Consider the following 11198-nt stretch of genomic DNA (forward strand, 5'->3'; position numbering starts at 1 on the left):
CCCTAAGAAGTAATGGCGACCATGATCTCGCGTACGTCGACCAGCCCCGTCAATACCCTGGATTTTGTAAAGGTTACTGAAAGCGCGGCGCTCGCGGCGTCGCGTTGGATGGGCCGCGGCGAGCGCGACAAAGCGGACGGCGCGGCAGTCGAACGCATGCGCGAAGCGCTGGGCGAAATGGAGATCTCGGGCCGGATCGTGATCGGCGAGGGAGAGCGCGACAAAGCTCCGATGCTCTACATCGGCGAAGAAGTCGGCCGCGGCGGTTTTAAGGTAGACATCGCCGTCGATCCGGTTGAGGGTACGAACCTGGTAGCTAATGGTTTGCCGAACTCGATCGCCGTTATGGCAATCGGCGAGCGCGGCTGTCTGCTCAACGCGCCGGACACGTACATGAAGAAGCTCGCCGTTGGGCCGAAGGCAGGCCCGTTCGTGCACATCGACGCGCCCGTGCGCGAGAATATCGAAGCCGTGGCCAATGCGTTGGAAAAACCGACGAGCGATGTGACCGTCGTGATTCTCGATCGGCCGCGCCATGCGGAACTCGTGGCGCAAGTCCGCGAAGCCGGCGCACGCATCAAACTGATCTCGGACGGCGACGTTGACGCGTGCATCGCGACGGCCGTTCCGGGAACGGGCATTCACGTCGCGATGGGAACCGGAGGCGCGCCCGAAGGCGTGCTCGCGGCTGCGGCCTTGAAATGTTTGGGCGGGATGTTCATGGGCAAGCTCGAGCCGCGTAATGATGAGGAGGCGCGGCGCGCCCACGAAATGGGGATCGGCGACTTTTCGCAAGTCTTGACGATGAACGATCTCGTCAAAGGCGAGCATCTGGTCTTCTGCGCGACCGGCATCACCGACGGCGACTTGGCGCGCGGCGTACGCTTTTTCGGCAACAACGCGCGCACGCACTCAATCGTCATGCACTCGGACGGTACGCTGCGATTTATCGAATCCGTCCATAGTTTGGGAGCGCGGCCGCAGCATAACCTTTGAAAACTCGCAAGAAGCACGACCTGATTGTCGTGGGCGCCGGCTCCGGCGGATTTGCCGCCGCGCGCACCGCGCGCGATCTTCACGCTGACGTAGCCCTGATCGACCATGGTCCGCTGGGCGGGTTGTGCATTTTACGCGGCTGCATGCCGAGCAAAACGCTGCTCGCGTCGAGCGACGCGATTACGGATATGCGCGAGGCGATCGAACTGGGAATTCACGCGGGCGACATCTCCATCGATTTCCCGCACATCATGCAGCGCAAGCACGAGTTGATTCGCAGCTTCGCGGACTACCGCATCGAAGGCTTGCGGCAATTTCCGCTCTACGAAGGCCCGGCGCGCTTCATCAGCCCGCATGAAGTCGAAGTGGGTGGTGATGTCGTGCTGGAGGCCAAGAAGTTCATCATCGCAACCGGCAGCGTCGTCGCGCCGGCGGCGATTCCCGGATTGCCCGAAGCCGGATTCATCGACAGCGACGCGGCGCTGGAATTGGAGAAGCTGCCCGAATCGCTGATCGTTCTGGGCGGCGGCTACACGGCGTGCGAGTTAGGGCAATTCTTCGCGCGCATGGGCGTGAAGACGACGATCGTGATCCGCAGCCCGCATTTGCTGTCCGGCGAAGATCACGATATCGGCGAAAGCCTGACGGAGTACTTCCGCGGCGAAGGGATCGAAGTGCATACCACCACGCAGATCGTGCGCGCGAGCGTCCGCAACGGCAAGAAGGTCGCGCACATCGTTCATGACGGCGTGGACGGCGAGATCGAAGCCGAAGAGTTTCTGTACTGCCTGGGGCGCGTGCCGAACATCGAGGGACTGAATCTCGCGGCGGCCGGCGTGCTGGAGCACAATATTACGGGCGTCAAGACCGACGGCACCATGCGTACCAACAACCCGGATTTCTACGCGATCGGCGATGTCGCCGGCAAACATATGCTGGTGCACGTCGCGATCTATGAAGGCGAAGTAGCTGCGCGCAATGCGCTAACGGGTGCTAACGAGGAAGCCGATTACTCGCTGACGGGCGCACACACGGTCTTCAGCGATCCGCAAGTCGCGGTGGTCGGGCATACCGAACGCGAACTGCAAAGCAAGGGCGTCGCGTACGTCAAGGGCGCGTACGACTTCGCCGAGCATGGCAAAGCGCAGTGCATCGGCAAGACCAAAGGGTTTGTGAAGATGATGGCCGCGGCAGGCGACGGCAAGATTCTGGGCGCGGCGGTGTTAGGTCCGCACGGTTCGGATCTGATTCACGAGATGATCGTGGCGATGCGCTACGACGCGACGGTGGCGCAGTTCATGTGCATTCCGCACTTGCACCCGACGCTCGCTGAGATTTGGACGTACCCGGCTGAAGAGTGCGCGGCCAAACTGGAGATGGCCGGCCCGGGTCAGATCGATCCCGAGGTAGCGCTCTAGTGAACGTTGCGATCGTTCAGACCAAACCGCGCAAGGGCAAGTATCGCGAGAACTTGCAAGAGCTGCGAAAGGTGTTCGCGCAAGTGGCCGCCGAGCCCGTGGACCTCATCATTCTTCCGGAAGCGGCGCTGACCGGATACTTCTTGGAAGGCGCGGTCTACGAACTGGCGATGAACGCGCAGGCCTTCGCCGACGATTTGGCCGCCGCGTGGACTGAAGTAAACGGCGACAAAAGCGTTGACCTCGTCGCCGGTTTTTATGAAAACGATGAGGGCACGTACTACAACTCGGCAATCTACTTGCAGATCGCCGCGCGCGAGGCGCGCATCAAACACGTGCACCGCAAGATGTTTCTGCCGACGTACGGCGTCTTCGACGAAGAGCGTTTTCTGTCGCGCGGTCACCGGCTGCAAACCTTCGAGACGCGCTTCGGCTGTATGGCGATGCTCATTTGTGAGGACAGCTGGCATTCGATCGTGCCGACGCTGGCGGCCATCAAAGGTGCACGCGTGCTGATCGTTCCCAGTGCCGCGCCCGGCCGCGGGATTGAAGAAGGCGACGAACTGGGCAGCATCTCGCGCTGGCGCGCGATCCTCGAGTCAACCGCGGGCGAGCACGGTGTCTTCCTCTTATACGCGGGCTTAGCCGGCTTCGAAGGCGGCAAAGGCATGACCGGCTCGTCGCGGATCGTCAATCCGCGCGGCCAAACCATTGTTGAAGCGCCGGCGCTGGGCGCGCAGATCATCCGCGCGACGCTGGACCTGCGCGAGATCGATCTGGCGCGCGCGTCGCTGCCGCTGTTGGGCGATCTCAACGCGGTGCTGCCGGACTTGCTGGAAGATAAGAGCGTGCGGTGACGCTGCCGGTCATCGAGCCGCAAACCGGCGATTTCACTCAGCCGCCCTCGATAAACCCGGCGCTAGCCACGGAATGGCTCGTTGCCTTTTTAAAGGATGAGCTGATCGACGGCCGCGGCATCGAGCGCGCGGTTATCGGGCTCTCCGGCGGCGTGGACTCGGCGGTCACGGCATTTCTTTGCGCGCGCGCGTTAGGCCCGAAAAACGTCTTTGGTATTCGCATGCCGTACAAACATTCCAGCCCGGGCAGCCTGACCGACGCGCATCTCGTGACCGAAGCGCTGGGCAGCAACGAAAGCACGATCGACATCACGGCCGCCGCCGACGGTTATCTGCAACTCGAACCGGAGGCCGACGGACGCCGGCGCGGTAACGTCCTGGCGCGCACGCGCATGCTGGTGCTGTTCGATCAATCCGCCAAACGGCGCGCCTTGCCGGTCGGCACCGGAAACAAGACGGAACGACTGCTAGGGTATTTCACCTGGCACGCGGACGATTCGCCGCCGGTCAATCCGCTGGGCGATCTCTACAAGTCGCAAGTGTGGAAGCTCGCCGAGTATCTGGGCGTCCCCAAACCGCTCATCGAAAAAGCGCCGAGCGCGGATCTCGAGGCAAATCAAACCGACGAGGGCGATCTCGGGATCACCTACGCAAAAGCGGATGCGATTCTCGCGCGCATTTTGGAAGGTTACTCCAACGACCAACTCGTCGAACACGGCTTCGATCGCGTGGAAGTCGAGATCGTGCGCGGTCGCTTGGACGGCACGCATTGGAAACGCCATCTGCCGACGACCGCGATGCTTTCAAGCACGGCGATTAACGAATTTTATCTCCGCCCCGTGGACTTCTGATGCTTGTCATCGTGAGGTATCGAACGACCGCGAGCAACGCGAGCGGCCCTGAGCGAAGGCGAAGGGCGCATGATTAACCCCTACTTACCGGTCGGCTTGAATCTCGCCGGCCGTACCTGCATCGTGATCGGAAACGATCGCGAAGCGGAGCAAAAAAGCGCAACGCTGCGCGAGACGGGCGCCGACGTGCGGCGGATCGAAAACCCGGCGACGCTCCGCGACGAGGATTTCGTCGGTGCGTTTCTGGTGATATCAACGCCGCAAGATGAAGCGCTCTCCGCCCGCCTGCGCGCGCTGGCGGATCGCGAACGCTTTCTGCTGTGCTGCATCGACCAGCCGAAGCACGGCTTCGTGGCGATGCTCGCGATCGCCAAGGCCGGCCCGGTGCGCGTCGCCATCTCAACCGCGGGCCTCGCGCCGCGCGTCGGCAAGCTTTTAAAGGAAGGGCTGCAGCGCGCCATGGACTCGCGCTTCGCGCGGTTCGTGGAGCACCTCGCCGGCGAACGCGAGAAGACGAAGCAGCAGCACCCGGCGCCGGACGAATCGCCCGCCCGCCGCAGCGCGATGATCGAAGCGGCGCGTGGCTTCGAGGCGGACGTTAAATTCCACTATCCCGACTGGTTCGAATAGAGTTGTCATCGTGCCAATGTGTCATGGTGAGGCACCGGGTTGTCATCGTGAGGTATCGAACGACCCTGAGGTATCGAAGGGTAAGGCATGCCCTCCGTTGAGTTGATCGCGATCGGCACCGAGTTGCTGCTCGGCCAACTCGTTGACACCAACACGCCGTACATTGCCGGCAAACTCGCCGAAGCCGGCGTGGATGTTTTCGCAACGCGCGCCGTCGGCGACAATCGCGAACGCATCGCGGCGGCAGTTCGCGCGGCGCTTGAACGCGCGGACGGCGTGATTACAACCGGTGGCCTCGGCCCGACCGTGGACGACATAACAAAAGAAGCCGTCTGCGATGCGCTCGGACTCGAAGCCGAGCTCGACGAACCGTCGCTGCGAAACATCGAGGCCGTCTTCGCAAAAAGCGGCCGGCACATGCGCGAGAACAATCGCAAACAAGCGTTCCTTCCTCGCGGCGCAATCGCGTTAGAGAATACGCAAGGTACGGCGCCCGGCTTCATCATCGAGTCGAACGGGCGATTCGTGGCCAGCATGCCGGGCGTGCCGCGCGAGATGAAACCGATGCTCGCGGACAGCCTCGTTCCCTGGCTGCATAAGCGCTTCGACCTCACACAGCACATTCGCACGCGCACGCTGCACACCATCGACATCGCCGAGTCGGAAGTGGATCATCGCATCGCCGATCTCTTCGCGTCGCTCGAGAATCCGAAGATCGCCGTGCTCGCGCACCAGTTTCGCTGCGACGTTAAGATCATGGCAAAAGCCTCGTCGGAAGAAGAAGCGATCGCGCTGATCGCTCCGGTGGAACACGAATTGCTGCGCCGCCTGAACGGCCACGTGTACGGAGTCGACGAACAAACGCTGCCCGGCGCGATCCTCGTGCTGCTGCAGCAAACGCACCGCACGATCGCTGTTGCCGAGTCGTGCACCGGCGGCGCGATCGCCGCGGCGCTCACGAGCGTTCCGGGATCGTCCAAGAGTTTCATCGGCGGCGTCGTCGCGTACGACAACGCGGTAAAGACGCAGCTGCTCGGTGTCGGCGAAGAGACGCTCGCGAAGTTCGGCGCCGTCAGCGAAGAGACGGCAGTTCAAATGGCGGTGGGCATTCGCGAGCGGCTGGGCACATCGCTGGGGTTAGCGAGTACCGGCGTCGCCGGCCCCAAAGGTGGGACGCCCGAGAAGCCGATAGGGTTAGTGTGGCTCGCCCTTGCGGAACACAGCGGGGCCCGGGCGGTTCGATTGAACCTCGCGGGCGACCGGCACGCGATCCAGGACCGGGCGACGACCGCGGCCCTGGGCCTCGCCTGGAAAACCCTCGCGGCCGGGGAACCGATTAGGGGTCTTGCCTCGTAACGGGTATAGAGGTACCGAGTGAAATTTAGGACCCGCCTGACTGCCGCCTTGACCGTCCTGGGGATGGCTATTTTGGCCGCCTGCGGTGGCGGCGGCGGCGGAAGCTCTGGTGGAGGCGGCGGCGGGGTGGTGCCTTCCGGCCCGACCCCAACAAACCCGGCCCCTTCCCCGACGAACACGAGCAGCGCGCTCGCGTCTTATGTGTGCCGCAGCAACGGCACGGCGCAGTCGATCGGCCATTCCACGAGCGTCGACACTGTTTCGCGCCGCATGCCCAACACGATCGCCGGCGCTGAAAACGAATACGTGCCGGGCGTCGTCGAAATCAAGTATCGCTCGCCGGTTCTGGCCGCCAACCGGGCCGAAGCCTCGCAGCTCATTCAGCGCGTCGGCGGAGAACTTCGCAGCGAGCTCGATGCAAGCGCGATCGGCGATCGGATTCAGGTCGTCCAAGTGAGTCCGGGCAACGAAGACGACGCCATTCGTCAATTGCGCGCGAGCTCGATTGTGGAAAGCGCTACGCGCTCCGCCGTTCGCCGCATGTCGTCCACGACGGCGAACTTCACCAACGATCCGTACTTCAACGGTTTTGCTCCGGCCAACACGCCGCCGTTCTACATGTCGGCAACCGTCCCGGGCATGTGGGACATGCACGTTATCTGCGCCGCCAACGCGTGGGGCTACGGAACTCCGAACACCACCGGGTCCATCAGTCCGGGCGCGCTCGGGGGAACGGTGAGGGTGGCCATTATCGACACCGGTGCGGACCTGACGCATCCGGATCTGTTGGCAGCGCGCGTGGTGCTTGCCGAAACGATCGTGAACGGCAACGGCACGGTGACGTCCAGCGGCGTCGCCACCATGCACGACAACGATGGCCACGGCACCGATGTGGCCGGCATTGCGGCCGCGACCGGCAACAATGCGTTCGGTTTTACCGGCGTTGCGTATAACTCGCCGCTGATGATCTTCAGAGTCTTTCCGGATCCGCCGCCCGGTGGATGCTCGCCGGGTTCGACGAGCAATCTCTGCACAGCCAGCGGAACCGACGTCGCCAAAGCGATTACGGATGCCGTCGCCGGCGGCGCGAAGGTGATCAATCTGAGCCTGGGCGGAAGTGGACCGGATACTGCCGAGGACACCGCCGTTGCGAACGCTATTTCGGCCGGCGTCGTCGTGGTCGCTGCTTCCGGAAACGAAACGCTAACGACCCTGGACTTCCCTGCACGAGATGCGGGCGTGATTGCGGTCGGCGCGTCGTCACTCGACGATTCAAACCCGAGCGCGCCGGTCGAGTCGGTCGCAAGCTACTCGAACTACAGCGCCGCCAATCCGGCGGCGTGGGGAATAGTGGCGCCTGGCGGCGATCCGTCCGGTAACACCGACAACGACGACTTCCACTGGATCGAGAACATCTACTCGAGCACGACCGGCGGCAACTTCTGTACGAACGATCGTGCTGGTGCGCCCGGTGATTGCCGCGTGCTGATTGCCGGCACGTCGATGGCGACGCCGCACGTCACCGGCGCGGTGGCGCTGATGCTCAGCGTCAACGGTGGGCTCACGCCATCGACGGTCAAAACTACGCTCTGCTCGACGGCGAGGAATATCAACAACACGAAATCGGGCTGCGGCAGGCTCGACGTCTATCGCGCCGTCGCGGCAGCCGTCAACGACCCGTCTCCCTAGACACCTAAGGCCATAGGTCCCCTAGACGCGCGGCTTTTCTTGTGGTAGCATTCACCTAAATCCTTAGGTGAATCGCGGAGGTAGGCGTGCCTCGACAAAAAGCCCCCAATCTCACCGAGGTCGAACAGCGCTTGATGGAAGTGCTGTGGTCGACCGGCAGCGGCACCGTCGCTGAGGTGCTCGGCGCGGTGAAGTCGCCGAAGGCGCCCGCATTTAACACGGTGCAGACGACCTTGCGCATCCTGGAACAAAAAGGTTACGTGCGCCACACGGAAGAGGGGCGCGCGTTTCGCTACTACCCGAAGATCGATCGTACGCAAGCCTCGCGCTCGGCCATGCAGACCGTGGTGCGGCGCTTCTTTGACGGCTCGCCCGGCGCGCTTGCGATGAACTTGATTCAGAACGAGCGGCTCAGCGACGAAGAGATCGCGGACCTGCGCGAGATGCTGTCACGCGCGGAGCGCTCCGAATGAACGCGCCGGCGCTCTTGATGGCGCTCTTCAACGGAGCCTGGCAGGGAACGGTGCTCTGCCTGGGAGCTTTCGTCTTACTGGCACGCTTCCGTAAACTCAACGCCGCGACGCGCTACGCTATTTGGTCGGGGCTGCTCGGCATTGCGCTGCTGCTGCCGTTCGCGAACTACGCGTTTTCGGTTCAGCCCGTCACGCATGTCGTGAAGGTTCAGGCCCAGCCCAAGGCCGAGATCTTTCGACTCGGCCGGCTATCGCCGCCCTCGCTTTTGGGCCAGGTTAATCGCTCGGGCGGCGACACCCAGCCAAGTCGAAAGGCGACGTGGTTCGCAGTCACGGCACAGCCGACACTATACGAACGCGCGATGAGCGATGCGGCGCGGCTCGCAACCTACGCGCAGTACGCGTTGTACGCATTGTTGCTGATTGCGCTCGTGCGGCTGGCGTTCTTGGTGCGCGAAGTTGTGACCATGATCGCCGCGCGGCGGTCCGTTCGTCCCATCGACGCGCCGTTCGAACTGCACGACTCGGTGCATCGCGCGTATGAGTTTGCCGCCTCGCCCGGATTTGCGATGCCGTGCGTGCTGGGCTTCCAGCCCGCGCTTATCGTTATCCCTGAGGCATTGCTTGAAACGGGAAGCGACAAAGAACTGCTTAGCGTTGTGTTGCACGAGCACGAACACGTGATGCGCTTCGACGACGTGCAGAACGTCCTGCACCGGCTCGCCGGCGCGCTCGGATTCTTCTTGCCGGGCGTGCGGATCGCGCTGCGCGAGTTGGCGATCTGCCGCGAACAGGTCTGCGACGACGCGGCTATCGCGGGAATGGGCAATCGTTACGCGTACGCGCGCACGCTCTCGGCGATGGCCGGCTGGATCGAAGCCAGCGCCGTCCCGGTTCCATGTTTCATCTTCAAGCGCAAACAGTTGCTCCGCCGGATCGAAGTGCTGCTCGACGCAGCGGTCAGCCATTCGCTGCGGCCCAACGCGCGCTTTGCGGTCTCCGCCGTCGGCGCACTCGTACTCGTCGCCGCGCTCGTCTTGCGCTTCCAGGTTCCGGTGTTTGCGGAACGGATCGCGGTCGAGGCGCCGCCCAAACCGGCTGTTGCCGCCGTACATCCGGCGCCTGTCGCGCCGGCAATAGCGCCACGCGTGGTTGTTGTGCGTGCACTCAAAGCAGTTGCGGCAAAGTGCCCGCTCAAACCGGTGAGATGCCCGGTAAAAGCAAAGCTCGCAAGAATTCCGATTCCCGCCAAGCCGCCGAAGCCGCCCAAGCCGAAGCTGGCGAGCATAGTGAGAAAAAATCTCCTTACGATCGTTAGTGTGGATGGCCGGGCAACCATCGCTTCGACGAGCTCCTCAAGCTACTCAAGCTCCTCTGCCATTGCGCCGGTTGCTTACGCGTACGCCGTGACGTCGTCAATCGGCGCCGCGACGCCAAAAGCCGCGCCAGCTCCGCGGCCGCACATCTGGGCCATTCGCGATCACGTAACGCCGCTACCGTGGCGCCATCCCGGAACGGACCTCCTCGATGCGCTCTCGCAGGCCGGCTACAATAATCTGTCGGTAGACGACCTCATCAGACTGCGCGATCACGGCGTAAGCGGCTCGCTCATCACGGGCGCGAATTCGTTCTTCGGGCATCCTTCGCCGAACGATTTGGTGATGCTGGCCGACCACGGCGTCTCGGGCAGCTATCTGGCCGAGCTGCGCGCGGCGGGCATGCCGAAATTCTCCGCGCAGGACGTCATCCGGCTCCGCGACCACGGCGTCAGCATGATGCTGATCTCCGGCTTGCGCGCGCGCGGATACGCGCTGAACGTGGACGACCTGGTGCGGCTGGCAGACCACGGCGTGGGCATCATGTACATCGAAACCGTTCAGCGGATCCGTGCCAACGGTCATCCGTCAATCGACGACATCATTCGTCTGCACGACGCGGGGTTCACACCATGAGACTTGCAATTATAACGACCTTTGCGCTGCTGCTTGCCGCGATGACGCCGGCGCTGGCCCAGCAATACACGGGGACGTGGTCGATCGAACGCGCTTATTCATCGCGGTCAGGTGCGACGCCGCCGCCGGATTCGTTGTACCTACAACTCGAGTACCGCGTGACCACACCTACCGGCAACGAGCAGTGGTCGGAGTCGCGATCGGTTCCGATCGGAGACTTCCGCGGCATCACGATGGACGTGCTGAACGCGCGCGGCCCGCGGTCGTTCGACATCGTCCGCGATGCCGGGACGATGCATGCCGACGGCATGTTTTCCGACGGCCATGGCGCGGGAACGTGGACGTTCGTGCCGAGCCCATCGTTCGGCGGTCAACTGCAGCGGCGCGGAATCGGCGCTCCCAATGCCGAGCAGCAATTCCAGCTGGCGATGGCAGGCTTCAAATTCTCGACGCTCGACATGCTGCTCGCGGACGGTTTCCAACGCCCAAGCATCGCCGATCTGGTGTCGATGGCCCAGCATGGCGTGAGTGACGACTACATTCGCAGCATGCGCGGACTCGGGCTGCATCCCAAATCCGTGCAGTCGCTCATCCGTATGCGCGATCACGGCGTCGGGCCGACATTCGCGGCGGCAATTCTGAGGGCGATGCCGACGGCGACGATCGACGATCTGATTTCACTGCGCGATCACGGCGTGAGCGAGCAGTTCATGACGACGCTACGGCAATTGGGCTACAACAGCAGTCCGACCGAAGCTGCGTCGATGCGCGATCACGGCGTCTCCGAGTTGTACATTCAGGACCTAGCCAAGATGGGCTACCATCCGAGCGCGAGCGACCTGATTCGCTTGCGCGACCACGGCGTTTCGGCATCGTTCATCGAACGGATGCGCAGTCATGGCTATACGAAACTGAGCGTGGACGAACTCATCCGGTTACGGGACAGCGGTTTCTAAGGCGATGAGTTCGCGCGGGT

General features: G+C 63.1%; 10 protein-coding genes. All 10 read left to right on the forward strand.

Annotation, left to right across the window (positions count from 1 at the left end):
* Positions 1–21 precede the first annotated feature (21 nt).
* The 10 genes from glpX (at position 22) to VFO29_04410 (ending at position 11178) form a co-directional block, all read left to right on the forward strand.
* On the forward strand, positions 22–996 hold the full coding sequence (gene glpX / locus VFO29_04365) for a class II fructose-bisphosphatase (GenBank protein HET9392747.1): 975 nt from the start codon (positions 22–24) through the stop codon (positions 994–996).
* Entirely contained in the window at positions 993–2414 is a 1422-nt protein-coding gene (locus tag VFO29_04370; GenBank protein HET9392748.1) for a dihydrolipoyl dehydrogenase, read from the forward strand. The genes glpX and VFO29_04370 overlap by 4 nt, the downstream gene beginning before the upstream one ends.
* Positions 2414–3271, forward strand: coding sequence for a nitrilase-related carbon-nitrogen hydrolase (locus VFO29_04375; protein HET9392749.1), 858 nt, complete (start codon positions 2414–2416; stop codon positions 3269–3271). Before VFO29_04370 ends, VFO29_04375 begins: the two co-directional genes overlap by 1 nt.
* Complete coding sequence (locus VFO29_04380) at positions 3268–4122, forward strand: NAD+ synthase (GenBank protein HET9392750.1); 855 nt, start codon at positions 3268–3270, stop codon at positions 4120–4122. Before VFO29_04375 ends, VFO29_04380 begins: the two co-directional genes overlap by 4 nt.
* A gap of 69 nt (positions 4123–4191) precedes the next feature.
* Positions 4192–4752, forward strand: a complete 561-nt coding sequence (locus VFO29_04385) for an NAD(P)-dependent oxidoreductase (protein ID HET9392751.1) — start codon at positions 4192–4194, stop codon at positions 4750–4752.
* A gap of 87 nt (positions 4753–4839) precedes the next feature.
* Entirely contained in the window at positions 4840–6108 is a 1269-nt protein-coding gene (locus VFO29_04390; GenBank protein HET9392752.1) for a competence/damage-inducible protein A, read from the forward strand.
* An 18-nt stretch (positions 6109–6126) separates the two neighbouring features.
* Positions 6127–7797, forward strand: a complete 1671-nt coding sequence (locus tag VFO29_04395) for a S8 family serine peptidase (protein HET9392753.1) — start codon at positions 6127–6129, stop codon at positions 7795–7797.
* Positions 7798–7883: 86 nt separating this feature from the next.
* Positions 7884–8270, forward strand: a complete 387-nt coding sequence (locus VFO29_04400) for a BlaI/MecI/CopY family transcriptional regulator (protein ID HET9392754.1) — start codon at positions 7884–7886, stop codon at positions 8268–8270.
* Positions 8267–10222 carry a M56 family metallopeptidase gene (locus VFO29_04405; protein ID HET9392755.1) on the forward strand — a complete coding sequence of 652 codons (1956 nt, stop codon included), beginning with the start codon at positions 8267–8269 and terminating at the stop codon, positions 10220–10222. Before VFO29_04400 ends, VFO29_04405 begins: the two co-directional genes overlap by 4 nt.
* A complete protein-coding gene (locus VFO29_04410) occupies positions 10219–11178 on the forward strand; it encodes a hypothetical protein (GenBank protein ID HET9392756.1) in 960 nt (319 codons plus the stop codon). The genes VFO29_04405 and VFO29_04410 overlap by 4 nt, the downstream gene beginning before the upstream one ends.
* Positions 11179–11198 lie beyond the last annotated feature (20 nt).

Source organism: Candidatus Rubrimentiphilum sp. (assembly GCA_035710515.1).
Lineage (GTDB): Bacteria > Vulcanimicrobiota > Vulcanimicrobiia > Vulcanimicrobiales > Vulcanimicrobiaceae > Rubrimentiphilum.

What these genes read in the sequence shown, in the direction of transcription:
- glpX (HET9392747.1), top strand. Translation starts at nt 22, where the DNA reads ATGATCTCGCGTACGTCGACCAGCCCCGTCAATACCCTGGATTTTGTA.
- VFO29_04385 (HET9392751.1), top strand. Translation starts at nt 4,192, where the DNA reads ATGATTAACCCCTACTTACCGGTCGGCTTGAATCTCGCCGGCCGTACC.
- VFO29_04390 (HET9392752.1), top strand. Translation starts at nt 4,840, where the DNA reads ATGCCCTCCGTTGAGTTGATCGCGATCGGCACCGAGTTGCTGCTCGGC.
- VFO29_04405 (HET9392755.1), top strand. Translation starts at nt 8,267, where the DNA reads ATGAACGCGCCGGCGCTCTTGATGGCGCTCTTCAACGGAGCCTGGCAG.
- VFO29_04410 (HET9392756.1), top strand. Translation starts at nt 10,219, where the DNA reads ATGAGACTTGCAATTATAACGACCTTTGCGCTGCTGCTTGCCGCGATG.